This is a genomic window from Cupriavidus oxalaticus (genome assembly GCF_004768545.1).
GTDB classification, from domain to species: Bacteria; Pseudomonadota; Gammaproteobacteria; order Burkholderiales; family Burkholderiaceae; genus Cupriavidus; species Cupriavidus oxalaticus_A.
On sequence record NZ_CP038635.1, the window covers coordinates 665865 to 690631 of the forward strand.

Here is a 24767-nt window from a genome sequence, read left to right on the forward strand (position 1 = left end):
AGCCGTTCAGCCGGGGTGCTTGCCGGTGGTCGCCGGCGGCACGTCGGGATTGTCGACCACGGCGGGGACTGCCGGAGCCGCCGGGGCCGCCGCGCCGGGGTGCGTCGCCGCGGACACCGCCGGCGCGCCGCCCGGCTTCAGGTCGCGCGCGAGATCCTGCTTCAGCTCCTCCTGCGAGCCGATGGTCCAGTCGCGCAGCAGCGCATACGCCACCGCCAGCAGCGTCGGGCCGATGAACACTCCCAGGAAGCCGAACGCCAGCGCGCCGCCCAGCACGCCCAGCATGATCCAGATCAGCGGCATGCCGGTGCCCTTGCTGATCAGCAGCGGCTTGACGATGTTGTCGGCCATGCTGACCACGCCCACGCCCCAGATCACCAGGAAGATGGCCCAGCCGGTGGACCCGGTGTGGTATAGCCACAGCGCCGCCGGCAGCCACACCAGCGGCGGGCCCACCGGCACCACCGACAGGAAGAAGGTGACGAAGCCGAGGATGGCCGCGCCCGGCACGCCGGCGATCCACAGCCCGATGGCGGCCAGCACCGCCTGGATAAAGGCCGTGCCGAGCACGCCGTAGACCACGCCCTTGACCGTGCTGCCGGCCAGTTCCAGCAGGTGGTCGGCGCGCTCGCCGGCAATGCGGCGCATGCCCGCGCGCAGCCACGCGATGGCGAACTCGCCGCCGGTATAGAAGAAGAATGCCAGGATGATCGACAGCGCCAGCTGCCCCAGCCCCGCGCCGATCGACAGGCCGGCGCCGAGCAGCACATGCCCGACCGGCGCGATCAGCTTGCGCAGGTTGGCCACCATCTCGGAGTCGGCGTTGATGATGCTGTTCCACGAGCTTTGCAGGTAAGTGCCGACATAGGGCAGGCTGCTCAGCCATTCGGGCAGCTGCGGGATGCCCTGTTCCATATAGCGGTTGACCAGCGCCGACAGGTCGTCGACGTGCGCCGAAAAGCTGGCGCCAGCGTAGACGAACGGGCCCAGCACGATCACCGTGGCCAGCAGCACGCAGATCAGCGCCGACAGGCTGCGCCGGTTGCCGAGCCAGCGCGACAGCACCGTGTACGGGTACCACGAGCTGTAGGCCAGGATTGCGCCCCACAGCAGCGCCGTGGTGAACGGTGCGAGCACCAGCAGCGAGCCGCCGATCAACACGATCAGCGCAAAGACTGCAGCAATCTTCTCGATTAACTGACCGGAACTCATCGATGGCTCTCCCTGGGCCCGCCGGTGTGACGGAAACGGCGTAAATATAGCCTACGCCGGGGCGGGCGATGCCAAAGGGGTGCTGGAAGGGTGCTTCAGGCGCCACCACCGCGGTGCGCCGGCGCAGCATGCCCGGACGCATCCACAGTGCCATAGCTTTGTGACGTTGAACAGCGCGGCGGGCCGTGGCGTCAACGCGGGGAGGCGGAAACGGAGCTAGAAGGCGCCGGGCATGGCCGGCACCGGGGGAAAGGGCCAGCCTCAGCCCGGCACCGCCATCACGCCGCTCTTGAGCAGCGCGGCAACCAGGTCGGATTGCGTCACCATGCCGACCACGCGGTGCTTGTCGTCGATCACCGGCGCATGGTGCAGGCCGCCGTCGGAGAAGGCTCGGGCCAGCTCCACCATCGGCTGGTCGGGGCGCGCGGTGACCACGGCGCGCGTCATCAGGTCGCGCACGGTGCCGGCCAGCCGGCGCGCGCCGGTATCACGCTGCGCGGCGAAGAAGTCACTCTGCGTGATGATGCCCTCGAGGCGGTTGTTCGCATCGACCACCGGCAGCGCCTTGACGCGGTGCCGCGACAGCAGGTGGCCGGCCTCGTGCGCGGGCTGCTCGGGCCGCACCAGGATGACGTCGCGCGACATGATTTCGCCGCACAGCACGTTGCCGAAGTGGCGCCGGTACGCGTGCAGTTGCGCGGCCACCAGGATGGCTTCCAGGTCGTCTTCTTCGATATCGAGAAATTCGCCGCGCGCCTGCAGGGCCGCGTCAAGGTCGGCACGGGTAAAGCCCACGCGCTGCGTCGGCGGCACGTCCTTGGTGCCATGCTGCACCGCGGGCTCGGGCGGGCGGTGCGGGTAGCGCCGCCGCGACAGGTTGTTGAAGGCCAGCGCCATCAACAGCAGCAGCATCGAGTTGAACAGCACCGGCACCACCACGAAGCCGAAGCCGAGCGCACTGACCGCCGGCCCGCCGAATACCGCCGTGACGGCCACGGCGCCGCTGGGCGGGTGCACGCAGCGAAACTGGAACATCACGGCAATCGCCACGGCCACCGCTATCGCCGCGGCAAGGCCCGGGTCCGGAATCCAGCGCGCGCAGGCCACGCCCACCAGCGCCGCAAACAGGTTGCCGCCGATGACCGACCACGGCTGCGCCAGTGGCGAAGACGGCACCGCGAACAGCAGGACCGCCGAGGCGCCCATCGGCGCGACGAACCAGGGATTGAATCCGCCCAGCGTCTGGTGGCTGATCCATTCGGTGATGAACAGGCCTAGCAGCGCGCCAAAGCAACTCTTGATGCGCTCATGGCGGTTGGCAGCGACCGGCAGCGGCACAAAAGTGCGCAGCCATGCACGTGTATTTTGCGCCAACGAGGCGACAGCGGGGGCAGTTGGCATTCTTGGACTGGGGGCGGCTTGGGAATGGTGCACGTAATATATCACGCGGTGATATATTTGGCCGCCTTTGGTGCAGCGCATCCCTGTGTTGGGGCGTGATGCACCGCACAAGAGCAACATGGAGTCGCCCCATGTCGTGCCCTGCGCCAGGCCTTGCACAGCTGGCAGCACGCAAACCTGCGGCGCTACTTATAAGTCGACAGCAAAATACTCGTCTCCGTCGCACTGATCCCCTCGATCAACCGTATCCGGTCCAGCGTCCGGTCAAATGCCTCCAGCGTATCCGCGCGCAATTCCGCAATGATGTCCCAGCGCCCGTTGGTGGTATGCAGCGCCTGCACATTGGGCTCGCCCCGCAGCGCCTGCAGCACCGTGCGCGCCTTGTTGCCCTCCACCGCGATCGTCATCCACGCGCGGATCCGATGCGCCTCGGCCTCGGGCCGCAGGCGCACGGTATAGCCGACGATCAGTCCTTCCTTCTCCAGCTTGTCGATCCGGTTCTGCACGGTCGCGCGCGACACGCGCAGCGCCTGCGCCAGCGCGGTGACCGGCGTGCGCGCGTTGTCGCGCAGCAGGGAGAGCAGCTGTTGATCGGTGGCGTCCATGGGCTTGAGAGGTGTTCTGGCGATTTGCCAATGAAGTCTGGCGTTTTGCTCGATGCAACGCACAAATTGCACATCTTGCTGGCTATTAGTTAACACCAGCCTGCACCAGAATGCAATCGACTGAATTCTTTCCAGAACCCTAAAAAAGGAGCCGCCGTGATCCAGACCCCCACGATCCTGCTTGTCGAGCCGACCTTCTACGACGTGTCGTACAGCATCAATCCGTGGATGGACCCCGACGCCTGGGCGCGCGACCCGCGCGGCATGCACCGCGACGCCATCCAGTCCTTCGACGCGCTGCGCACGGCGCTGGGCCGGGCCGGCTTCGCGGTGGAAGTGGCCGCGGGCGCCCCCGGCCTGCCCGACATGGTTTTCCCGGCAAATGCCGCCGTGGTGCTCGACGGCCGCGCACTGCTGGCGCGCTTCCGCTACCCGCAGCGCCGCGGCGAAGAAGCGCCGTTCGCGCAAATCTTCGGCGCACTGCGCGAGCGCGGCCTGCTCGATGAAGTGGCGCTGCTGCCCGAAGGCTGCTTCCAGGAGGGCGCGGGGGACTGCATCTGGGATGCCGGCCGCGGCCATTTCTGGGCCGGTTTCGGGCCGCGCTCGTCGCATGAGGCGGCCACTGCCGTGTCGGAATTCTTCGGCCAGGAAGTCGTGGCGCTGGAACTGGCCACCGAACAGAGCTACCACCTCGACGTATGCTTCTGCCCGCTGTCCGGCGGCGAGATCCTCTATTACCCGCCGGCATTCAGCGAAGCATCGCTGCGCGAGCTGCGCGCGCGGCTGCCGGCGCGCCTTCGCATCGAGGCCAGCGCCGACGACCTGCGCCACTTCAGCGTCAATGCCGTCAACCTGGACGACCAGGTGGTGATGACCCGCACCACGCCGCACCTGCGCACCGAACTGGGCCGGCGCGGCTACCAGCTGCATGAGGTCGACCTGACTCCCTTCATGCTCTCCGGCGGCGGCGCCTATTGCATGACGCTGCGGCTCGACCGCAGCAGCGGGCCGGGCATCGCCGCGGCCGCGGCATGATGGAGCCAATCATGAAAGAGACCGCCCGTTCGCTGTTCCTCGACGCCAACGACGTGGCCAGGCTGGTGGCCGCGGTCGGCGTGCAGCCCGCCATCGTGCAGATGGCCGACCATGTCCGCCAGGACTTCCTGCGCTGGGATGCCTTCGACAAGTCCGCCCGCCTGGCCAGCCATTCTGCGCGCGGCGTGATCGAGCTGATGCCGGTGAGCGACGGCATCCAGTACGCGTTCAAGTACGTCAACGGCCATCCGCGCAACGCGCAGCATGGCATGCCGACCGTAATGGCGTGCGGCCTGCTGGCCGAAGTGGAAACCGGGTTCCCGCTGATGCTGGCCGACCTGACGCTGGCCACCGCGCTGCGCACCGCCGCCACCTCGGCGCTGGCGGCGCAGGCGATGGCGCGGCCGGGCGCGCGCACCATGGCGCTGATCGGCAACGGCGCGCAGGCCGAGTTTCAGGTGCTTGCCTTCCACGCCATGCTGGGCGTGCGCGAGATTGCCGCCTACGACATCGACCCAGCCGCCACGGCACGGCTGATGCGCAACCTTGCCGGCGTGCCGGGGCTGGTGATCCGCGCCGCGGAGTCGGTGCCGGCCGCGCTGGCCGGCGCCGACATCGTGTCCACCGTGACCGCCGACAAGACCCGCGCCACCATCCTCACGCCGGCGCAGGTGCGCCCGGGCATGCACCTGAATGCGGTTGGCGGCGACTGCCCCGGCAAGACCGAGCTGCATGCCGACATCCTGCGCCAGGCGCGCATCGTGGTGGAGTACGAACCACAGACGCGCATCGAAGGCGAGATCCAGCAACTGCCCGCCGACTCGTCAGTGACCGAGCTGTGGCAGGTGCTGGCCGGCGCCGCGCCGGGCCGGGCCGCGGCCGACGAAGTGACGGTGTTCGATTCCGTGGGGTTTGCGCTGGAAGACTACGCCGCGCTGCGCTGGCTCTATGCCGCCGCGCATGCCCGGCGGGCGGGCAGGGCGGTGGAACTGGTGGCGATGCCGCCGGACCCGCGCAATCTCTATGGCTGGATGATGGCGCAGGCCGAAGGGCGCGAGGCCGGGCTGGAGCCGCAGAGGCTGGCGTCGCTGGCCTGAGCGCGATGCGCTCCCCTGGGTTGAGCGTTCAGGGGGAGCGCTCGACTCAGCCGGCGCGGCCCATCATCAGCTGGGCGCGCAGGAAGCCCTTGACCTCTTCCAGCGATGGCGTCTTCAGGAACACCATGATGCCCCAGTGCTGCAGCGCGTCGGCCACGCCGTCATAGGCCTGGCGGTTGGTGATGACAGCAAAGATCACATGCTGGCTGGCAAAGAAATTCTGCAGCTTCTCGATGGTGGCCGACTCGGCGTCGTTCAGTTCGTCGACGTAGTACAGCACCACGCGCGGATGCGCGCTGACCGAGGTGATCACGGTGTCGAGCACGTCGTCGACCACCAGGCTCTTGAGCGGCAGCCCCCACTTGCCCAGCTGGCCGTGGATGCGCTGCGCTTCCTGGTGGTTGGGGTGGAACACCACCAGGTCCAGGCCATGGGGCGCCGCGGTTTCGGGCCCGATGCGCGTCGCCAGCAGGCGATGCACGGTTTCCTTGTGGATGCGCCGGTGGCCGCCGTTGGTCTTCCAGGCTCCCAGTTCGCCGCGCTCTACCATCTTCTGGACAGTGCCCAGCGAGACATTGAGCAGTTTTGCCGCTGTACGCGTGCTGTAGTAAGGCTTTTCAGCCAGTGCCGGATCCAGTTTCATCCAATCACCCGTAGTCCTGAAGGCAGGTCGCGCCGGCCAGGCGCGCGCGATGCCAGGCACCTGCACCGCGTATTGTTACTGCCAATGGTTGACTGACCCTGTGTCCTGACCCGCTCCCCCGCTGGTCGGACGATTATTTATCGTCGATTTGATGTTTTTGTCATTTCCCGCAGACTGCCCGCAGTTGATGGCTTTGCATGTCCCGGCTCCGGATTTGCCGGAAGCCCATAATATGCCGCAAAGACCAGGCAATCAGTAAGAAAAAACTACAAATTCATCGCACTTTTGTTTTTCAACGCACACTGAAGACTGTGCCGCTCCACGGGACGCGAGAGCCAGTAACTGGCAGACACCGTGCTGCCCGGGTGGTTCCCCACGCTGCTGCCGTCTTTGTTGCGGCCGCTGAATTCAGCGGCCGCTGCAAAGCACATATATATCACAACATGATGTATTGCCTGCGCGGCCGGCCGCTACCGGTCTTGCAGGCCGTGCTTGCGAACCTTGTCGAACAGCGTGGTCTTGGCCACGCCAAGCGCCTCGCTGGCGCGGCTGAGGTTGCCGTCGTGCCGGCGCATGGCATCGGCGATCAGCGCGCGCTCGAACTGGTCGACCGCCTGCGCCAGCGGCAGCGCTTCCGGGGCGGCGGTGCCCTGGCCAGGGTTGCAGCCCAGCCCGAGGACATGGCGCTCGGCCAGGTTGCGCAGCTCGCGCACATTGCCCGGCCAGGGGTAGGCCACCAGCGCCGCCAGTTCGGCCGCGCTGGCGGGCACGGCCTCGCGCTCGAAGCGCAGCGCCGCCTGCGCGACGAAATGCTCGAACAGCGCCGGCACGTCTTCGCGCCGCTCGCGCAGCGGCGGCAGCTCCAGCGTGATCACGTTCAGGCGGTAGTACAGGTCGGCGCGGAACTGGCCGGCATCGGACAGCGCGCGCAGGTCGGCCTTGGTCGCCGCCACCACGCGCGCGTTGACCGGCACCGGCTGGTTCGAGCCGAGCCGCTCGACCACGCGTTCCTGCAGCACGCGCAGCAGCTTGATCTGCAGCGGCATCGGCATGCTCTCGATCTCGTCGAGAAACAGCGTGCCGCCTTCGGCGTGCTCGATTTTGCCGATGCGGCGGCGCGCGGCGCCGGTGAACGAGCCCGCTTCATGGCCGAAGATCTCGCTTTCGAACAGCTGTTCGGGCAGGCCGCCGCAATTGATGGCGACGAAGTGGCGCGCATGGCGCTGGCTGGCCTCGTGCAGGCAGCGCGCCACCAGCTCCTTGCCGGTGCCGGTCTCGCCGTGGATCAGCACGTTGGCGTCGGTGCCGGCGAGGTCGGCGATGAGCCGGCGCAAGCGCTCGACCGCCTGTGAATGGCCGATCAGGCGGGTTTCGAGTTTTTCGCGTCCGGCCAGGCGTTCGCGCAGTTCTGACACTTCCAGCGCGAGCCGGCGCTGCTCCAGCGCGCGGCGGGTGGCGTCGACCAGCTGCTCGGGCGAGAACGGCTTTTCCAGGAAGTCGTAGGCGCCTTGCTTCATCGCCTGCACCGCCAGGCCCACGTCGCCGTGGCCGGTGATCATGATCACCGGCAGCGCGGGGTCGCGTTCGCGCAGCTGCGCCAGCAGTGCCATGCCGTCCATGCCGGGCAGGCGGATGTCGCTGACCACCACGCCGGCATAGCCGGGGCCGACCTCGCGCAGCGCCGCCTCGGCGCTGCCCACGCCGCGCGTGGCCAGCCCTTCGAGGCGCAGCGCCTGCTCGCAGCCCAGGCGCACGTCGGCATCGTCCTCGACGATCAGTACGGTCAGTTCAGCCGGCATACGTGGAATCCTGTGGCCTGGCCTCGTGCGGCGCCAGCGGCAGCACCAGCGTGAAGCAGGCACCGCCGTCGGGGTGGTTGGCGGCGGACAGGCTGCCGCCGTTTTCGTTGAGGATGCCGGCCGACAGCGTCAGGCCCAGCCCCAGCCCCTGCCCGGCGGGCTTGGTAGTGAAGAACGGCTCGAACAGCCGCGCGAAGGCTTCCTCGGACAGCCCCGCGCCGTTGTCGCGCACGGTCAGGTGGACCATGCCGCCGCCCACGTGCGCATGCAGCGCGATGCGCGGCGCGGGCCGGCCGATGACCGCGTCGAGCGCGTTGCCGAGCAGGTTGACCAGCACCTGTTCGAGCCGGTTGGGGTCGCAGACCACGGCCAGTTCGGGATCGATGTCGCGCTGCAGCTCGGGCTGCACGGCGTCCACGCGCGTCTGCAGCAGGAACAGCGCATTGTCCACCGCCTCGCCCAGCCGGGCCTGGTTGCGGCCGTTGCCCGACTTGCGCGCGAACGACTTGAGCGCGCCGGTGATGCGGCCCATGCGCTCGACCAGCCCGATGATGGTGTCGAGGTTGGTGCGCACGGTGGCATAGTCGCCGCGCTCGAGGAACTTGCCGGTGTTGCCGGACAGCGTGCGCAGCGCCGCCAGGGGCTGGTTCAGCTCGTGCGCGATGCCGGTCGACATCTGGCCCACCGCGGCCAGCTTGCCGGCCTGCAGCAGGCCGTCCTGCGCCTGGCGCAGCACGGTCTCGGCGCGGATGCGCTCGGTCACCTCGGCCTGCAGCCGGTGGTTGGCGGCGGACAGGTCGGCGGTGCGCTCGGCCACCTTGCGCTCCAGCTCGCTGTTGGCCGCTTCCAGCGCGGCGCGCGCGGCCAGGCGCTCGTTGACGATGCGCCGGCGCACGTTCCAGGCCGCGCCCAGCAGCAGCACGAAGGCAGTCAGTACGCCCGCCAGCGCGGCGCTGTTGAGCGCCGCCACGCGCGCCTGCGAGGTATTGGTCAGCAGCGTCAGCTGCCAGTCGGTGCCGGGCAGCGCGGCATGCTGCGCCAGCATCGGCGGTCCGCGGCGCAGGCGCACCAGTTCGTCGCTGCTGCCGCCGTTTTGGTTGGCAAGCTTGCGCACCGATTCCAGCGGCAGCTGCGGCAGCGGCGCGCGGTTGTACTGCAGGCTGCGCGACAGCCGCTGGCGCGCCTCGTCCGACAGCGGGCGCAGCGCGGCCAGCTTCCATGACGGGTCCGAGGCCAGGATCACCACGCCGTTCTCGTCGCTCAGCAGCATCTGGCTGTCGGCGCCCTGCCAGCGGTTCTCCAGCGGCTCCAGCCCGATCTTGACCACCGCCACACCGGCCGGGTTGTCGCGCTCGCCCAGCGGCGCGGACAGGTAGTAGCCCGACTCGCTGCGCGTGGTGCCGACCCCGTAGAAGCGGCCGAGCTGGCCCTCCATGGCGGCCTGGAAGTAGGGGCGGAAGCTGAGGTCCTCTCCCAGGTAGCTGTCGGGGCGCTGCCAGTTGCTGGTGGCCAGTACCCTGCCGTGGGCGTCCAGCACATAGACCACGCGCGTGCCGGCACGGGCATTGAGAGAAGTCAGGTATTCGTTGGCGCGGGCCACGCGCGCGGCGTCGTCCGGGCGCAGCAGCAGTCCGGAGATGCGTTCGTCCAGCGACAGCAGGCCGGGCACGTAGTCGTAGTGCGCCAGCTCGCTTTCCAGCGCCTGCGTGTACAGGCGCAGCTGCACCTGGCCGCGCTCGGCCTGGCGCGCCAGCGCGTTGTCGTAGCTGTAGCGGTAGCCGAGCGCGCCGGCCAGCCCGATCAGCACGGCCAGCGCCAGCAACGCCAGCAGCGGCGCGGCGCCGCGCAGGACGTGGGGCAGGCGCGAGGGCGTGGCGGGTGTGGCGGCGGGCGCGTGCGGAGTGTCGCCGGGAGGGTGGAGCGGGCCGGTCATCAGGAAGTCTGGTCAGGCAAGGGCGAAGCGGCCGCGCCGGCGGGGCAGTGATCCATGGCAGTCTTTTCGGAGACCAGGGCGGCGCGGGTGCCTACTTTTACCACACCGGCGCTACCGTGCCCGCGTCATGGATGCAAAAAGGCCCGGTTGCCTTGTCGGCAACCGGGCCCTGGCACGCCTGGCAGGCTGTATTACTTGCCCGCCACGGCCTGGACCGATGCCAGGCTGGTGGTGGTATCCGCGACGACGGGTTCATCCTCGTCGGACAGTACCGGCGCGCCGATGGCGCCTTCGCTTTTGGCGACGACGGCGGTGGCAATGGCATTGCCGAGCACATTGGTCACGGTGCGACCCATGTCGAGTACGTGGTCGATGCCGAGCACCAGCAGGATGCCGGCCTCCGGCAGGCCGAACATCGGCAGCACGGCGGCGACCACCACCAGCGAGGCGCGCGGCACGCCGGCGATGCCCTTGCTGGTGACAAGCAGGACCAGCAGCATGGTGATCTGCTGGGAGAGCGACAGCTCGATGCCATACACCTGGGCCACGAACAGCGCGGCGAACGAGGTGTACATGATCGAGCCGTCCAGGTTGAACGAATAGCCCAGCGGCAGCACGAAGTTGGTGATGCGCTCCTTGACGCCGAAACGGGTCAGCTGGTCGATCACCTTCGGGTAGGCCGACTCGCTGCTGGCGGTGGCGAAGCCGATCATCAGCGGCGCGCGCATCTGCTTGAGCAGGCGGAACACGTCACGGCCCAGGAAGTAGTAGCCGCCGGCGATCAGCGCCACCCACAGCAGCGCCAGCGCCAGGTACAGGCTGCCAATCAGCTTCGCGTACACGACCAGCACGCCCAGGCCCTGCGCGGTGATCACCGCCGCGATTGCGCCGAACACGCCCACCGGCGCGAACGCCATCACGTAGTTGGTGACCTTCAGCATCACGTCGGCCAAGCCCTCGATGCCTTGCAGCACCGGCTTGCCCACGCCGTCCTTGACGGTACCCAGCGCAAAGCCGAAGAACAGCGAGAACACCACGATCTGCAGGATCTCGTTGTGCGCCATCGCCTCGGCGAAGCTCTTGGGGAACATGTGGGCGATGAAGTCGCGCAGGTTCAGGGCGCCGGTCTTCAGGTTCGAGGTGGCGTCCGCGGCCGGCAGCGGCAGGTTCATGCCGTGGCCGGGGTGCAGCACGTTGGCCATCACCAGCCCCAGCAGCAGCGAGGTGACCGAGGCGCCGATGAACCACATCATCGCCTTCGTGCCGATGCGGCCAACGGCGCGGCCGTCGCCCATGCTGGCGATGCCGGTCACCAGCGTGGCGAACACCAGCGGCGCGATGATCATCTTGATCATCCGCAGGAAGATGTCGGTCAGGATGGACAGGTGGTTCGCAATCGATTTGGCGGTGTCGGCGTCCGGCGCCATGTTGTGCGCGGCGGTGCCGGCCAGCACGCCTAGCAGCATCGCAATGAAGATCAGGGTGGGCAGTCGATTCAGTTTCATCGTGGATCAGGCCTGTGCGTCCGTTCCCCGCGGACAGGGTCGGACGTCGGTATTGCGGGATGGCTGGAGGGCTTTTGAGGGCGCCGCACCGGCCATGCGGTTTTTTTCAGCGCGGCAACAGGTGCCAGCGGGTCGCCGGGGCGGCGAGAGGGGGGGTGGGCAAGGCGGGGTCAGTCATGTGTTTCCTCCTTTGTTTTTTGGCGGGGCCGGCGCGCTGGGAAACGTGCCGGCCGACCTGTCTGGGCGCTGTTAGCGGCGGCCTATATTGCACGCGGCGTGCCAGGTGAGAGGGGTCTTTCGGGTTGTGCAACCCGTTGAATTCAAAGGAGAAATTGAAGTGACTCCGGCGCACGATTCGGAGATCCGGATGGGCGGCGCGGAGTGGTGTTCGGGAATCCGAACGGTGATGTAGGTGTAAACCCGAGGATTTGGAGGGGCGGAAGGGGTTTGAATTGCCGCCGGTTTGCTGCCCTCTCCCGCTTGCGGAAGAGAGGTTGGGGGAGAGGGCAGGAGGGTCAAAGGCTGAGGCCTGTGGGTTAAAACCGAGGCCTTGCTTGATGTGGTACCTAGCTAGCCCACCCCTCTCCAACCCTCTCCCCATGAGGGGAGAGGGAGAACACCTTGTTCAGGCTGGTTCGAGCGGCTTGGGTGCACCTTGCTTAGGCTAGTTCGGGCGGTATGGGTGCACCTTGCTCAGGCCAGCTCGATGTTTTGTTGGGCGCGTTTCAGCCGCCCAATAACCGATAGCACAACCTTGCCGCCACCCGCGCCCCACACCCATCCCGGTCATACAGCGGATTGAATTCCGCGATATCCGCCACGCGCAGTTTGCCGCTGTCGCGCAGCCGCGTGGCGATGGCTTCGACCACCGGCAAGGGCACGCCGTAGGCCGCCGGTGCCGACACGGCGGGCATCACCGCGGCGGGCAGCACGTCGAGGTCGATCGTCAGGTAGACATGGTCGGCCTCCGCCACCCATTCATCCAGCGCGGCCAGCCGTGCGTCGAGGTGGCGCTCCTGCAGGTCCACATCCTCCACATACCGCACCCCTAGCGTGCTGGCGCGCGCGAACAGCGCGGCCGTATTGCCGAGCCGGCTCACGCCCAGGCAGGCGTAGTCGAAGCGCAGGCCGCGGCGCTGGCAGTCGATGGCGATCTGGTCGAAGGGCGTGCCCGAGCTGGCGGGCCGGCTGCCGCGCAGGTCGAAGTGCGCGTCCAGGTTGACCACCAGCACGCGGCCGCGGTCGCCGTGCGCGTCCAGGTGCGTGCGCAGGCCCTGCCAGGTGCCCCAGGCCACCTCGTGGCCGCCGCCAAGCACCAGCGGCCAGGCGCCCACCGCCAGCTCGGCGGCGACGGCCTGGCCCAGCCGCCGCTGCGCGTCTTCCAGCGCATCGCCTTCGCAATGGATGTCGCCGCCGTCGATCAGGCGGCCGATGCCATGGGCCGGCACGCCCGCCAGCGCGCGGCGGATCTCGCGCGGGCCGCCGGCGGCGCCGGGGCGGCCCTGGTTGCGCAGCACGCCGGCATCGCAGCAGAAGCCCAGCAGCACCGGCACGCCAGGCGTGCGCGGAGTGTGACGGCCGGCGACGATTTCGAACAGGCGGCGGGTATCGCCCGCCTCGCCGGCATCGCGCCGGCCGCGCCAGACCGTGTCGCCGGCCTGCACGAGTTCGGCCAGGCCGCTCATTTGAGGCGGCGTCCCAGGGTTTCGGGCACCATCGCCAGGCCGATCAGCGAAACCAGGCCGCAGCCGATCACGTACAGCGCCGGGGCATTTGCGTCACCGGTGATCTGGATCAGCCGGGTCGAGAAATACTGCGCGAAGCCGCCGAAGATCGCGATCGCCACGCAATAGGCGATCGACAGGCCGGTGGCGCGCAGGCGCTGCGGCAGCACCTCGCTGACCAGCACCATCGACGCCGGCGCGGTCATCGACATCGGCACCGACAGGCAGCCCACCACCAGCAGCAGGCGCGCCAGCGACGGCTCGGCATTGATCAGCACGAACGCGGGGTAGACCATCACCAGCAGCGCCACGCGCGACCACAGCACCACGGCCTTGCGGCCGATGCGGTCGGCCAGCCGGCCGGCGAACGGCGACAGCGCCACCTGCACCAGCGCCGCGATGCACGCGGCCCAGATGCTCAGCGACAGCGGCATCTTCAGCACGCTCACGGCGTAGTTGCTGATGTAGTAGACGACGATGTAGGTGGACGAGGCCAGGCCGATCATCAGCAGGATGCTGGCAATCACCTCGCGCCCATGCCGGCGCAGCAGCGGCCATTGCGCGGCGTGCTCGCCGTGGCGCGCGGGCGCGGCGGTTTCTTCCAGCCGGCGGCGGATCAGCAGGCCGACCGGGATCACCAGAATGCCGATCAGGAAGGCCAGGCGCCAGCCCCACGCTTCAAGGTCGGCCGGTGCCAGCACGTTGCTCAGCACCAGGCCGGTGATCGCGCCCAGCAGCGCTGCCAGGCCCTGGCTGAACGGCTGCCAGGCGGTATAGAAGCCGCGCGTGCGGTCGTCGGCGTATTCGAGCAGCAGCGCGGTGGAGGCGCCCATCTCGCCGCCGATGGCGAAGCCCTGCACCAGCCGCGCGATCACCACCATGATCGGCGCGAGGATGCCGATCTGCGCGTACGGCGGCGTGACCACGAAGATCAGCGAGCTCAGGCCCATCAGCCACAGCGTCAGCGCGACAGCCGGCTTGCGGCCGGCGCGGTCGGCGTACATGCCGATCAGCAGGCCGCCGAGCGGTCGCATCAGGAAGCCGACGCCAAAGGTGGCGAACGACATCAGCAACTGGCCGGTGGGATTGTCGACAGGGAAGTAGAGCCGGCCGATCAGCGTGGCAAAGAAGCTGTAGACCACGAAATCGTAGAACTCGAGGCCGTTGCCGATGGTGATGGCGGCAATGGCACGCGTGCGCGACAGCGGCGGCTGCGGCGCCGCGACCGCCACGCCGGCGGTGGTGTCGATGGACATGGTGTCTCCGTGAAGGGTATGGCGACGGCCGGATGCGCGCGTGGCGCCCCGGCCGGTAAGACGGCTCTTGGTGGCCTGTAGTGGCCTGTAGTGGCCTGTCGGCCGGGATCAGCCGCGCGATTCGTTACGCAGCATCGGCAGGTCCAGCCCCTGCTCGCGGGCGCAGTCGACAGCGATCTGGTAGCCGGCGTCGGCATGGCGCATCACGCCGGTGGCGGGGTCGTTGTGCAGCACGCGGGCGATGCGCGCGGCGGCTTCATCGGTGCCGTCGCACACGATCACCACGCCGGAATGCTGCGAGAAGCCCATGCCCACGCCGCCGCCGTGGTGCAGCGACACCCAGGTGGCGCCGCTGGCGGTGTTCAGCAGCGCGTTCAGCAGCGGCCAGTCGGACACGGCGTCCGAGCCGTCCTGCATGGCCTCGGTCTCGCGATTCGGGCTGGCGACCGAGCCCGAGTCCAGGTGGTCGCGGCCGATCACGACCGGCGCCGACAGCTCGCCGCTGCGGACCATCTCGTTGAACGCCAGGCCCAGCTTGGCGCGCAGGCCCAGGCCGACCCAGCAGATCCGCGCCGGCAGGCCCTGGAAGCTGATGCGCTCGCGCGCCATGTCGAGCCAGCGGTGCAGGTGCTCGTCATCGGGGATCAGTTCCTTGACCTTGGCGTCGGTCTTGTAGATGTCCTGCGGATCGCCCGACAGCGCGGCCCAGCGGAACGGGCCGATACCGCGGCAGAACAGCGGGCGGATGTACGCGGGCACGAAGCCGGGGAAGTCGAAGGCGTTCGCCACGCCTTCTTCCTTGGCCATCTGGCGGATGTTGTTGCCATAGTCGAAGGTCGGCACGCCCAGCTTCTGGAAATCCAGCATGGCCTGCACATGCGCGGCCATCGAGGCCTTGGCGGCCTTCACCACAACGGCCGGCTCGCGCTGCGCGCGCTCGCGGTATTCGTCCCAGGTCCAGCCGGCGGGCAGGTAGCCGTTGAGCGGGTCGTGCGCGCTGGTCTGGTCGGTGACCATATCGGGGCGCACGCCGCGGCGCACCAGTTCGGGCAGCACTTCGGCGGCATTGGCGCACAGCGCGATCGAGATCGCCTTGCCCTGCGAGGTGTAGCGGTCGATGCGGGCCAGCGCGTCGTCCAGGTCGGTGGCCTGCTCGTCGACGTAGCGGGTCTTCAGGCGGAAATCGATGCGGCTCTGCTGGCATTCGATATTGAGCGAGCAGGCGCCGGCCAGCGTCGCGGCCAGCGGCTGCGCGCCGCCCATGCCGCCCAGGCCCGCGGTCAGCACCCAGCGGCCCTTCAGCTCGCCGTTGTAGTGCTGGCGGCCGGCTTCGACAAAGGTTTCATACGTGCCCTGCACGATGCCCTGGCTGCCGATGTAGATCCAGCTGCCGGCGGTCATCTGGCCGTACATGGCCAGGCCTTTGGCGTCGAGTTCGTTGAAGTGTTCCCAGTTGGCCCAGTGGGGGACCAGGTTGGAGTTGGCGATCAGCACACGGGGGGCGTCGCGGTGGGTCTGGAACACGCCGACCGGCTTGCCGGACTGGACCAGCAGGGTCTGGTCGTCTTCCAGGCGGGTCAGGGCTTCGACGATGCGGTCATAGCATTCCCAGTTGCGGGCGGCGCGGCCGATGCCGCCGTAGACCACCAGTTCCTTTGGATTCTCCGCGACCTCGGGGTCGAGGTTGTTCATCAGCATGCGCAGGGGCGCTTCGGTCAGCCAGCTCTTGGCGGTGAGCTTGGTGCCGTGCGGGGCGCGGATTTCGGTGTCGCGGAAGCGGGTGGTGGTCATTTGGACGGCTCCTTCGGTGTCTCTGTGCTTTGCCTTTGGGTGTCGCTTTTTATTGCGACGCATAGGCATGTATATTCTTGTATATACAGGTACGGATGAATCGGGGTTATCCCGTAGATGAGCCAATGTGGAACTTCGGCTGCCGGGCTAATGCCATGTGATGTTGCCGGCGAGCCTTCGTAAGAAGCTGACGCTGGCGGGCACGAATTCAGGCATTGATTGATGCTAAAATAGATGCAAGATGCTTAACGGAGGTTTCCATGCGTACCACGCTTGCCCTGGACGATGATTTGCTGCGCAAGGCCCAGGCCCTGACGGGCCTGTCAGAAAAATCCTCGCTCGTGCGCGAAGCGCTACGGGCACTGATCGAGCGCGAAAGCGCGCGGCGCCTAAGCCGTCTCGGCGGTACCGAGCCCGACCTGGAATCCGCGCCGCGCCGCCGCCCGGAGCCGGCATGATCCTGGTCGACACTTCGGTATGGATCGACCATCTGCGTACCGGCGACGCGGCACTAGCGGCTTTGCTCGACGCCAGCCGGGTCCTGGTGCATCCGTTTGTGATCGGCGAGATCGCGCTGGGTAGCCTGCGGCAGCGGGACGAGGTGCTGGGCGCTTTGCGTGATTTGCCAGGCGCCGTCGTGGCGACGGACGACGAAGTCGACCGGATGATCGATGACCAGAAGCTTTACGGGATAGGGATTGGCTACGTGGATGCGCATCTGCTGGCCGCCACCCGATTGACGCCCGGCAGTGCGCTATGGACGCGGGATCGTCGCCTGCTCGCGCTCGCCGAGCGTTTGGGGCTGGCCGCGCGGCCTGCGCATTAGCCTGCGCTGCGCCGAAACTCTCAGGACAGGATGCGGATCGCGGGGCCGGGCTATGAAGTGAACCGACCTTCCAACCGGTGCAACGACCCCGGATGCACCAGCCTGACCGACGTCACAACCCGCCCCGCCGACCATGTCCGTCTACGGATCAGCAAACACGGCTCACCCTTGTCGATGTCCAGCAACCCGCATTCCTCCGGATGCGCCAGCACCGCCTCCACCACGTGCTCACCTTCGGTCAGCGGCGCGACGCGCGTCAGGTATTGGTAGGGCGTTTCGCGCGAGAAGTCCTGCTCCAGGTAATCCGGCGCGACGGCGGCATTGACGTAGCGGTCTTCCAGCTGGATCGCGACATCGTCTTCGTAGTGCACGATGACCGAGTGAAACACGCGCTGCTCCAGCGGCACATCCAGCGCAGCAGCCTGCGCCGCGCCGGCGCGTTCCTCCTGTACGCTGACCACCCGCGCATGATGCCGATGCCCCCGAGCAGCAATGTCATCCGCAATATTGTTGACCGCATAAAGCGCGGTCCGCAGCTTGGGCTCCGCAACAAAGGTCCCAACCCCCTGCAGCCGCACCAGCATCCCCTCCGCCGTCAGTTCCCGCAGCGCCCGATGCACGGTCATGCGGCTGACGCCCAGCGCTTCGACCAGCTCGGCCTCGGAGGGCACCCGATGGTGAGGCGGCCAGCTGCCGTCAGCAATCCTGCTGCTGATGTGTTGCTTGACGCGCGCATAGAGCGGCGCCGGCGTGGATTCGAGCGGCAACGGTTTCCCCCGGGTGGCGACAGCCGCCGAATGTATCACGCCCCCTGGCGTTGTTCGACGCCGCGCGGCCCGCACGCCTGCAGGAACGCATCGAGCGGCGTCGGCCGCCCGATCGCATAGCCCTGCGCGAAGTCGACGCCGATCGCGCGCAGCGCTTCGAGCGTGCGCTCATCCTCCACCCACTCCGCCACGGTCTTCACGCCGAGCCGGTGGCCGATGTCGTTGATCGAGCTGACGATCTCGCGGTCGACGGCGTTGTCCGCCAGCTGGCGGATAAAGCTGCCGTCGATCTTCAGGAAATCGACCGGGAACTGCTTCAGGTAGGCAAACGACGACAGCCCCGAGCCAAAGTCGTCGAGCGACACGGTGCAGCCCGCGCGCTTCATCTCCGACACCAGCCGGTTGGCCGCCGCCATGTTGTTGATCAGCGCCGTCTCGGTGATCTCCAGCCGGATGCGGCTGGCGGGCAGCGCGCTGGCGTCCAGCTCGGCATGCAGGAAGGGCAGCAGGAACGGCTCGCCCAGCGAGTTGGCCGACAGGTTGATCGACACCGACAGCCCCGGCACCGCACGCAGCCGCTCGCCGTAGCCGTGCAGCACGTTGTGGATGACCCAGCGGTCGACATGGCCCATCAGGTCGTAGCGCTCGGCGGCGGGAATGAAGGCGCCGGGCAGGATCATGTCCCCGCTCTCGTCGACCATGCGCACCAGGATCTCGATGTGGCGGGATTCGCCGCGGCCCGCGCCGGCAGGCTGCAGCGCGCGGATCTCCTGCGCGAACAGGCGGAAGCGGTTGGCTTCGAGCGCCGAGTGGATGCCCGCGGCGACTTCCAGTTCGCGATGGTGGCGGCGCGCGTCGCTCTCGTCGCGCCGGTAGACCGAGACCCGGCTGCGGCCGGCGGCCTTGGCGGCGTAGCAGGCAACGTCGGCGCGGCTCATCAATTCGCTGACGGGCGGCACGTCGAGGTCGATCGCGGCGATGCCGATGCTGGCGCCGACGTCATAGACCCGACCTTCCCACGGGAAGCGGCGGCCGCGGATCGCGTCGATCACGCCCTGGCAGACCTGCTCGGCCTGGTCCACGGTGCAGTCCTTGAGCAGCAGCGCGAACTCGTCGCCACCGAGGCGCGCCAGCAGGTCGTCGGGGCGCACGTGGTTGCGGATCAGGTAGCCCAGCTCGCGCAGCAGCACGTCGCCGGCGCCGTGGCCGGCGGTGTCGTTGACGATCTTGAAGCGGTCCAGGTCGATGAAGCACAGCGCGGCGCGGTGGCCATGCAGCCGCGCGGCGTCGCAGGCCTCGCGCAGGCGCTTTTCGAACCAGGTGCGGTTGGGCAGGCCGGTGAGCGCGTCGTGCATGGCCGAGCGCGCCAGCTCGCGCTGCAGCGCGCGCGCGGTGGTGATGTCCTGGAACACCAGCACCGCGCCCAGCACCTCGCCGGCGGCGGTCAGCACCGGCGCGGCGGAGTCCTGTACGTCGTGGCGTTCTCCGGTCAGGCTCTGCAGCACCGCGCCGTCCTGCAGGTAGGCAGGCGTCAGCGTACGCAGGCACGATTCGACCGGGCTGGGGATCGGGTCGCCGCTGGCTTCGTCGACGATGCGGAAGACCTGCTCCAGCGGCAATCCGCCGGCGCTGCACATGGTCCAGCCGGTCAGCTGCTCGGCGATCGGGTTCATGAAGGTGACGTGCATATTGGCGTCGGTGCAGATCACCGCGTCGCCGATCGAACGCAGCGTGATATGCAGTCGCTCTTTCTCTTCGAACAGCGCCTCGGTCAGGCGGCGCTGCTCGGTGATGTCCCAGTTGGTGCCGACCAGTGCGTGCGCGATGCCGTCGGCGCCGCGCGTGACCGTGGCCATGGCGCGCACATGGCGCACCGCGCCGCCGGGACGCAGGATCCGGTATTCGGTGTCGAACGGCGCGGCGCCGCGAATGGCCTGGCGCATCTCGGTGCTGACGCGGCTGACGTCTTCGGGGTGCAGCATGGCGATCCACTGCTCGGCCTGCGGCGTGCCCTGCGCGGGATCGGTGCCGTGCAGCGCATGCATGCGCGCATCCCAGGTGATGGCGGTACTGCCGAAGTCCCATTCCCAGATGCCGACACCGCCGGCTTCCACCGCCAGCTGGATGCGGCGCGACAGCCGTTCCAGCTCTTCCTGCACCAGCTTGCGCGCATGGATGTCTTCCACCTGGGCGATGTAGTGCAGCGGCGCGCCGGTGTCTTCGTCGCGCACCAGAGAGACCGCCAGCAGCGCCCAGCGGTACTGGCCATCCTTGTGGCGGTAGCGCTTCTCCATGCGGTAGGACTCGATCTTGCCGTCCACCAGCAGCGCCGCCTGGCGCAGGTCGTCGCTCAGGTCGTCGGGGTGGGTCACCTGCTGGAAGGTGATGGCGCGCAATTCCTCGCCGCTGTAGCCGAGCAGCTCGGTCATGGCGCGGTTGACGATCTCCCAGCGGCCGTCCATGCCAACCAGCGCCATGCCGATCGCCGAATGCTCCATGGCCTGGCGGAAGCGCTTCTCGCTGCCGCGCAGGCTGGCGCGGCCATGGCGGTTCTGTTCGGTCAGGTAGGCGATGCAGACCGGGAACACCATGATCACCGCGGCCGACAGCGGCACCGCTTCATGGCCGTGCCCGACCAGCATCAGCGCCTGCAGCGACAGCGTCGCCACCAGCGTCAGCAGCGCGGTGGCGAACGGGTTGCCCGCCAGCGCCACCAGCACCAGCGGCAGCGACATCGCGGCAAACGGGTCGTGGCCCTGCCATTGCGCGAGCGCGCCGATCGCCAGGCACAGCGCCAGCAGGCCGGCCTGCGGCACCAGCACTGGCCGCGCGAAGGCGGTGCGCACGCGCGCCGGTGTCATCGACAGCATCATCGGCAGCAGCAGCGCCATGCCCAGCGCGCTGGCCTGCCACCAGGTCCACCACACCGACGCAAAGGGCGTGCCGTGCAGTTTGACAATGGCTGCGGCGCCGGCAGTGGCGCCCAGCGCCGGCGCGACGATGCCTGCGACCGCCAGCATCACCGCGAACGATGCCAGCGGCCCGTGGCGGACCAGCCCGGCGTGCCGGTCGAGCAGCCGCAGCAGGCCGGTGGCGCACAGGATCTCGGCCAGGTTGGCGCCGGCCAGCATCAGCGCGCTCGCGGCGCTGTCGCCGGCGGCATGGTTGGCCAGCAGGTTCGCGCCCAGCATGCCGGCCAGCAGCCACGGCGTCTCGCGGCGCGGGCGGTGCAGCAGCAGCCCCAGCGCGAAGGCGTTGGGCAGCCATACCGCGGCCACGTTGCCCGGCAGCCGCGCCAGCCACAGGCCCGCCGCCGCCAGGGCGAAATAGCCGGCAGCGGCGAGCAGCAGCGGCTGCCAGCGGCGCGGCGCGGCGGAATGGACAGTGGCGGCCTGGTGGCGCGGCGGGGCCGTATCGGGCGTCATGGACGGGTGCGGTGCAAAGGGCGGAGCAAAGGGCGGTGCAAATCGATCGGGGCAAGGCGCGCGGACGGACTGCCGCCCAGCGTAGCGGCAACTGTAACGGGGATGGGTACCCGAGCAAAAGCCGGACAGCGGGCTGCCGTGGGCGTTGTTGCCACTGGTGTTCGCGCCGATTTTTTGGTAGGGCAGCGGGGCGGGGGCGGGGTGGCGGAGTCAGTCCGGCGATGACCTCGCGGGTAATCGCGGCGCGGCGCGGCGGCATCCATCATGCAGCCATGGCCTGCCAGCCGGGCCGACCGGAAACCCAACCAGCACAGGAGAACACCATGTCAGCTGCCGTCCCGTCCTCGCAGTCCACCGCTGCCGCCATGCCCGCCGATCCCGCCAGCCTCGCCGACCGCTACCTTGCCGCCTGGAACGAAACCGACCCCGCGCGCCGCCGCGAGCTGATCGCGCTGGCGTGGACCGAATCGGCCAGCTATGTCGATCCGCTGATGCGCGGCGACGGCCATGCCGGCATCGATGCCATGATCGCGGCGGTGCAGGGCAGGTTTCCCGGTTTCCGCTTCACCCGCGTCAGCCCCGTCGACGCGCACGGCGAGCACCTGCGCTTTACCTGGGAGCTCGGCCCCGCGAGCGAGCCGGCGCTGGTGGTCGGCACCGATTTCGCCACCGTCGGCGCCGACGGCCGGCTGGCGCGCATGACCGGCTTTATCGACCGCGCCCCCGCCGGCCTGGCCTGAACGCGGCAAGCGCGTGCCTGTGTGGCCTGCCCCACCGACAGCCCCCTGCCCGCTGGCTGCAAGCTGTTGCATCCAGTGCGGCGGACAGGGGAGCGAAGATGGCGCGTGTTCTGCGAGTGGCGGCGTGGGGGCTGGCCGGCGTGGCCGCCGCCGTGGCAGTGGCGGCCTACGCCGCGGTCTGGGTCGGCGAGCGCAAGGCGTCGCGGACCGTGGCGGTGCAGGTTGCGCCGCTGGCCTTGCGCGACGACGCCGCCGCCATCGCCCACGGCAAATACCTCTATGAATCGCGCGGCTGCATGGAATGCCACGGCGCCGGCGCCGGCGGCAAGCAGGTGTTCGACGATCCCAACGGCCTGCGCGTGCGTGCGCCCGACCTGACCCGCGGCAACCCCGCCATCGCGGCGTACCGCGCCGAGGACTGGGTGCGCAGCGTGCGCCATGGCGTGGCGCCATCGGGCCGGCCGCTGCTGATCATGCCGAGCGAGGACTACAACCGCCTCAGCGACGAAGACCTCAGTGCGCTGGTGGCCTACCTGCGCAGCCTGCCGCCAGGCATGGGCGCGCCTGCCGAGGTCAACCTGCCGTGGCTGGTGCGGGCGCTGTACGGCGTGGGCATGGTGCGGGACGCGGCTTCCAAGATCGACCACAGCCTGCCGGTGCAGCCGGCGCAGGTGCCGGCGCCCACGGCGAAGTACGGCAGCTATGTGGCCAATGCCTGCCTGGGCTGCCACGGACACGATTTCAGCGGCGGCAAGATCCCCGGCGCGCCGCCCGACTGGCCGCCGGCGGCCGACCTGCGCCCGGTCTCGGGCGGCGCCATGTCGCGCTATGGCCAGGCTGGGGCCTTTATCGAGATGATGCGCAGCGGCAAGCGGCCCGACGGCTCGCAGATCAGCCGCGTGATGCCGTTTGACTCGTTCGGGCGCATGAACGATACCGAGCTGACCGCGCTGTACCTGTTCCTCGCCGACATGCCCCGGCGCTAAGGCCGGGCTTGCCGCGCTTCATTGCCTTGCCAGCCTGCGCCCGGCGGCGATGCCCGGCAGCTCCACCCAGCGGTGCAGCAGCAGCGCCAGGCCCAGCGCCAGCCCGGCGTCGATGGCAAAGCGCAGCAGCTGCAGGCCGGTCTGGTCGGGCGTCAGTTCGGGCATCAATCGCTTGACGCCTTCGATCACCGTGGGATGCACCAGGTAGAGCGCGTATGACAGCTCGCCCAGCCACACCAGCGCGCGCGGCACGCGCAGCATGCCGGTATGCTCCGCCGCGACCGCGCCCGCCAGCAGCAGCGCCGCGGGCAGGCCGCGGCCGGCCAGGCTGAAGTCCGGGCCGACCAGCGGCAGCGACAGCGCGAACGCCGCGCAGCCGGTGGCCAGCATCGCCAGCGCGATCGACGGCGTCAGCAGGTGGCGCCAGCGCGCATAGGCCCACGCGAGCAGGCAGCCGAGCAGGAATTCCAGCACCAGCGGATTGCTCGCCATCGCCAGCCATGGAGATGCGAACGGATAGCCCTGCGCGGGATCGGCGACCAGCGTGCCGAAGCGCCACCACGGCAGCACCAGCGTCACCAGCGCGAACAGTGCCAGCACCACCCACAGCGCGCGCCGCCCGGCCAGCAGCAGCCCGAGCGCGAACGCGGCGTAGAACGCGATCTCGTAGTTGAGCGACCAGCCCACATACAGCGCCGGATAGCCGTAGTAGGGCGCATGCGCGGTGGTGGTGGGCAGGAATGCCAGCGACGCGGCGAACAGCGCCGGCGTCACCGGGTTGAGCAGCAGCGCGTGCAGCACCGACATGGCCCAGTACGGCGGCGCCAGCCGGAACGCGCGCCGCACCAGGAAGCTGAACGGACGCTCCGGGCGCGGCCGCGCCAGCACCGCGACCCAGGCAATGATGAAGCCGCTGATGACGAAGAACACATCGACGCCGACATGGCCGCGCTTGATCACGTTGGCGGTCAGCCAGTCCAGCACGGGTGCGTCGGCGCCGCCCAGCGCCAGGCCGGAGTGGTAGACGACCACGAAGGCCGCGGCCAGGCCGCGCAGCGCCTGGATGCTGTCCAGCCGGGCGATGGAAGGGGCGATGGAAGGAGAGACGGCAGGAGAGACGGCAGGAGCGCTGCGGGACGTGGCGGGAGCTTCGGCGCCGCACGGGCGCGCCGCGGGCTGCACGGCGCGTGGCGGTGCTGGCGTACCCGCCACCGGATGATGGCGTTCTGGAATAGTCGACGGCACTGTTTCAGCGGCAGGAATCCGCAAGCGATGAATCCATGAGGGACCGCGGCAGGATGCACAAAGTTCGTGCAAAGCCCGACAAAACGCGCGTTTGCGCCGAGCCCGGCGCACGGCCTCCGGCAAGGTGACCGGAATTGCACTATCCTCACTTGTCCCGTGCGCAACGCCGCGCGCACGGGCAGTGCCCCCGCATCCCCACGCGTTCGCCCTGCGCCGGCCCCTGCTGGCGCGGGCCGCGTGCGGGCCCGGGCACACGCCATGACCAGTGGGCAAACGTACCCAAGGAGTGTCCCCCATGACCACCCTCGACATCAACGTCAACGGCAAGACCCGCACGGTCGACGTGGATCCGTCCACGCCGCTGCTGTGGGCGCTGCGTGACAACCTCGACATGACCGGCACCAAGTTCGGCTGCGGCGTGGCCGCGTGCGGCGCCTGCACCGTGCATGTCAACGGCCAGGCGACGCGCAGCTGCGTGACGCCGGTTTCCGCCGCCGCGGGCGCCAGCATTACCACCATCGAAGGCGTGGACACCGACCGCGTCGGCCGCGCCGTGCTCGACGCGTGGATCAGGCACGATGTCGCGCAATGCGGCTACTGCCAGAACGGGCAGGTGATGAGCGCCATCGGCCTGCTGCGCAGCAAGCCGCGCCCCACCGACGCCGATATCGACCAGGCCATGGCCGGCAACCTGTGCCGCTGCGGCACGTACCAGCGCATCCGCGCGGCGATCAAGGACGCCGCGCGCGCGCTGGCGTCGTTGGCCTGAACACGAGG

Annotated in this window: 20 protein-coding genes; 7 read left to right on the top strand and 13 right to left on the bottom strand. The window is 68.9% G+C overall.

What is annotated here, in order from left to right; all coding sequences use genetic code 11:
* Positions 1-6: 6 nt before the first annotated feature.
* From E0W60_RS13910 to E0W60_RS13920, 3 genes are all read right to left on the bottom strand, one after another.
* A complete protein-coding gene (locus E0W60_RS13910; RefSeq protein WP_135704651.1) occupies positions 7-1212 on the bottom strand; it encodes an AI-2E family transporter in 1206 nt (401 codons plus the stop codon).
* Between the two features lie 261 nt (positions 1213-1473).
* On the bottom strand, positions 1474-2613 hold the full coding sequence (locus tag E0W60_RS13915) for an HPP family protein (protein ID WP_135704653.1): 1140 nt from the start codon (positions 2611-2613) through the stop codon (positions 1474-1476).
* A 185-nt stretch (positions 2614-2798) separates the two neighbouring features.
* The gene (locus E0W60_RS13920; protein ID WP_116317273.1) at positions 2799-3218 is read right to left on the bottom strand and encodes an Lrp/AsnC family transcriptional regulator; all 420 of its coding nucleotides are present in this window, start codon (positions 3216-3218) and stop codon (positions 2799-2801) included.
* A 156-nt stretch (positions 3219-3374) separates the two neighbouring features.
* On the opposite strand from E0W60_RS13920, the gene E0W60_RS13925 reads away from it, so the two are divergent.
* Positions 3375-4253, top strand: coding sequence for a dimethylarginine dimethylaminohydrolase family protein (locus tag E0W60_RS13925; protein ID WP_135704655.1), 879 nt, complete (start codon positions 3375-3377; stop codon positions 4251-4253).
* Between the two features lie 11 nt (positions 4254-4264).
* Positions 4265-5350 (top strand): ornithine cyclodeaminase, encoded by a 1086-nt coding sequence (locus E0W60_RS13930; RefSeq protein WP_135704656.1) that lies wholly within the window; start codon positions 4265-4267, stop codon positions 5348-5350.
* A 46-nt stretch (positions 5351-5396) separates the two neighbouring features.
* Here the strand turns inward: E0W60_RS13930 and E0W60_RS13935 are convergent, their stop codons facing one another.
* The 7 genes from E0W60_RS13935 to hutU form a co-directional block, all read right to left on the bottom strand.
* Positions 5397-5993: a helix-turn-helix domain-containing protein gene (locus E0W60_RS13935; RefSeq protein WP_135704658.1), complete on the bottom strand. Its 597-nt coding sequence runs from the start codon at positions 5991-5993 to the stop codon at positions 5397-5399.
* A gap of 470 nt (positions 5994-6463) precedes the next feature.
* Positions 6464-7792, bottom strand: coding sequence for a sigma-54-dependent transcriptional regulator (locus tag E0W60_RS13940; protein WP_135704660.1), 1329 nt, complete (start codon positions 7790-7792; stop codon positions 6464-6466).
* Positions 7782-9725, bottom strand: coding sequence for a sensor histidine kinase (locus E0W60_RS13945; protein ID WP_135704662.1), 1944 nt, complete (start codon positions 9723-9725; stop codon positions 7782-7784). Before E0W60_RS13945 ends, E0W60_RS13940 begins: the two co-directional genes overlap by 11 nt.
* Before the next feature lie 191 nt (positions 9726-9916).
* The gene (locus tag E0W60_RS13950; protein WP_133093919.1) at positions 9917-11230 is read right to left on the bottom strand and encodes a dicarboxylate/amino acid:cation symporter; all 1314 of its coding nucleotides are present in this window, start codon (positions 11228-11230) and stop codon (positions 9917-9919) included.
* A gap of 725 nt (positions 11231-11955) precedes the next feature.
* Positions 11956-12915 carry a formimidoylglutamase gene (hutG, locus tag E0W60_RS13955; RefSeq protein WP_135704664.1) on the bottom strand — a complete coding sequence of 320 codons (960 nt, stop codon included), beginning with the start codon at positions 12913-12915 and terminating at the stop codon, positions 11956-11958.
* Complete coding sequence (locus E0W60_RS13960; RefSeq protein WP_133093921.1) at positions 12912-14210, bottom strand: MFS transporter; 1299 nt, start codon at positions 14208-14210, stop codon at positions 12912-12914. The genes hutG and E0W60_RS13960 overlap by 4 nt, the downstream gene beginning before the upstream one ends.
* Before the next feature lie 108 nt (positions 14211-14318).
* Positions 14319-16001, bottom strand: a complete 1683-nt coding sequence (hutU, locus tag E0W60_RS13965) for a urocanate hydratase (protein ID WP_135704666.1) — start codon at positions 15999-16001, stop codon at positions 14319-14321.
* Positions 16002-16261: 260 nt separating this feature from the next.
* On the opposite strand from hutU, the gene E0W60_RS13970 reads away from it, so the two are divergent.
* Together E0W60_RS13970 and E0W60_RS13975 are read left to right on the top strand one after the other, a co-directional pair.
* Complete coding sequence (locus E0W60_RS13970) at positions 16262-16459, top strand: type II toxin-antitoxin system VapB family antitoxin (protein WP_133093923.1); 198 nt, start codon at positions 16262-16264, stop codon at positions 16457-16459.
* Complete coding sequence (locus E0W60_RS13975) at positions 16456-16827, top strand: type II toxin-antitoxin system VapC family toxin (RefSeq protein ID WP_135704668.1); 372 nt, start codon at positions 16456-16458, stop codon at positions 16825-16827. Before E0W60_RS13970 ends, E0W60_RS13975 begins: the two co-directional genes overlap by 4 nt.
* Before the next feature lie 50 nt (positions 16828-16877).
* On the opposite strand, the gene hutC is transcribed toward E0W60_RS13975, so the two are convergent.
* Together hutC and E0W60_RS13985 are read right to left on the bottom strand one after the other, a co-directional pair.
* On the bottom strand, positions 16878-17594 hold the full coding sequence (hutC, locus tag E0W60_RS13980; protein ID WP_135704670.1) for a histidine utilization repressor: 717 nt from the start codon (positions 17592-17594) through the stop codon (positions 16878-16880).
* Between the two features lie 35 nt (positions 17595-17629).
* On the bottom strand, positions 17630-21019 hold the full coding sequence (locus tag E0W60_RS13985) for a diguanylate cyclase (protein WP_135704672.1): 3390 nt from the start codon (positions 21017-21019) through the stop codon (positions 17630-17632).
* Positions 21020-21384: 365 nt separating this feature from the next.
* On the opposite strand from E0W60_RS13985, the gene E0W60_RS13990 reads away from it, so the two are divergent.
* Positions 21385-21759, top strand: coding sequence for a nuclear transport factor 2 family protein (locus E0W60_RS13990; protein WP_133094225.1), 375 nt, complete (start codon positions 21385-21387; stop codon positions 21757-21759).
* Between the two features lie 98 nt (positions 21760-21857).
* Positions 21858-22745 carry a c-type cytochrome gene (locus tag E0W60_RS13995; RefSeq protein ID WP_135704674.1) on the top strand — a complete coding sequence of 296 codons (888 nt, stop codon included), beginning with the start codon at positions 21858-21860 and terminating at the stop codon, positions 22743-22745.
* Positions 22746-22763: 18 nt separating this feature from the next.
* Here E0W60_RS13995 and E0W60_RS14000 read toward each other — a convergent pair whose 3' ends face one another.
* Positions 22764-23840, bottom strand: a complete 1077-nt coding sequence (locus E0W60_RS14000) for an acyltransferase family protein (protein ID WP_135706215.1) — start codon at positions 23838-23840, stop codon at positions 22764-22766.
* Positions 23841-24285: 445 nt separating this feature from the next.
* Between E0W60_RS14000 and E0W60_RS14005 the strand changes: the two genes are divergently transcribed.
* Positions 24286-24759 (top strand): (2Fe-2S)-binding protein, encoded by a 474-nt coding sequence (locus tag E0W60_RS14005; protein WP_133093928.1) that lies wholly within the window; start codon positions 24286-24288, stop codon positions 24757-24759.
* Positions 24760-24767: the final 8 nt, after the last annotated feature.

What these genes read in the sequence shown, in the direction of transcription:
- E0W60_RS13910 (WP_135704651.1), bottom strand. Translation starts at nt 1,212, where the DNA reads ATGAGTTCCGGTCAGTTAATCGAGAAGATTGCTGCAGTCTTTGCGCTG.
- E0W60_RS13915 (WP_135704653.1), bottom strand. Translation starts at nt 2,613, where the DNA reads ATGCCAACTGCCCCCGCTGTCGCCTCGTTGGCGCAAAATACACGTGCA.
- E0W60_RS13920 (WP_116317273.1), bottom strand. Translation starts at nt 3,218, where the DNA reads ATGGACGCCACCGATCAACAGCTGCTCTCCCTGCTGCGCGACAACGCG.
- E0W60_RS13930 (WP_135704656.1), top strand. Translation starts at nt 4,265, where the DNA reads ATGAAAGAGACCGCCCGTTCGCTGTTCCTCGACGCCAACGACGTGGCC.
- E0W60_RS13935 (WP_135704658.1), bottom strand. Translation starts at nt 5,993, where the DNA reads ATGAAACTGGATCCGGCACTGGCTGAAAAGCCTTACTACAGCACGCGT.
- E0W60_RS13940 (WP_135704660.1), bottom strand. Translation starts at nt 7,792, where the DNA reads ATGCCGGCTGAACTGACCGTACTGATCGTCGAGGACGATGCCGACGTG.
- E0W60_RS13945 (WP_135704662.1), bottom strand. Translation starts at nt 9,725, where the DNA reads ATGACCGGCCCGCTCCACCCTCCCGGCGACACTCCGCACGCGCCCGCC.
- E0W60_RS13950 (WP_133093919.1), bottom strand. Translation starts at nt 11,230, where the DNA reads ATGAAACTGAATCGACTGCCCACCCTGATCTTCATTGCGATGCTGCTA.
- hutG (WP_135704664.1), bottom strand. Translation starts at nt 12,915, where the DNA reads ATGAGCGGCCTGGCCGAACTCGTGCAGGCCGGCGACACGGTCTGGCGC.
- E0W60_RS13960 (WP_133093921.1), bottom strand. Translation starts at nt 14,210, where the DNA reads ATGTCCATCGACACCACCGCCGGCGTGGCGGTCGCGGCGCCGCAGCCG.
- hutU (WP_135704666.1), bottom strand. Translation starts at nt 16,001, where the DNA reads ATGACCACCACCCGCTTCCGCGACACCGAAATCCGCGCCCCGCACGGC.
- E0W60_RS13970 (WP_133093923.1), top strand. Translation starts at nt 16,262, where the DNA reads ATGCGTACCACGCTTGCCCTGGACGATGATTTGCTGCGCAAGGCCCAG.
- E0W60_RS13975 (WP_135704668.1), top strand. Translation starts at nt 16,456, where the DNA reads ATGATCCTGGTCGACACTTCGGTATGGATCGACCATCTGCGTACCGGC.
- E0W60_RS13985 (WP_135704672.1), bottom strand. Translation starts at nt 21,019, where the DNA reads ATGACGCCCGATACGGCCCCGCCGCGCCACCAGGCCGCCACTGTCCAT.
- E0W60_RS13990 (WP_133094225.1), top strand. Translation starts at nt 21,385, where the DNA reads ATGCCCGCCGATCCCGCCAGCCTCGCCGACCGCTACCTTGCCGCCTGG.
- E0W60_RS13995 (WP_135704674.1), top strand. Translation starts at nt 21,858, where the DNA reads ATGGCGCGTGTTCTGCGAGTGGCGGCGTGGGGGCTGGCCGGCGTGGCC.
- E0W60_RS14005 (WP_133093928.1), top strand. Translation starts at nt 24,286, where the DNA reads ATGACCACCCTCGACATCAACGTCAACGGCAAGACCCGCACGGTCGAC.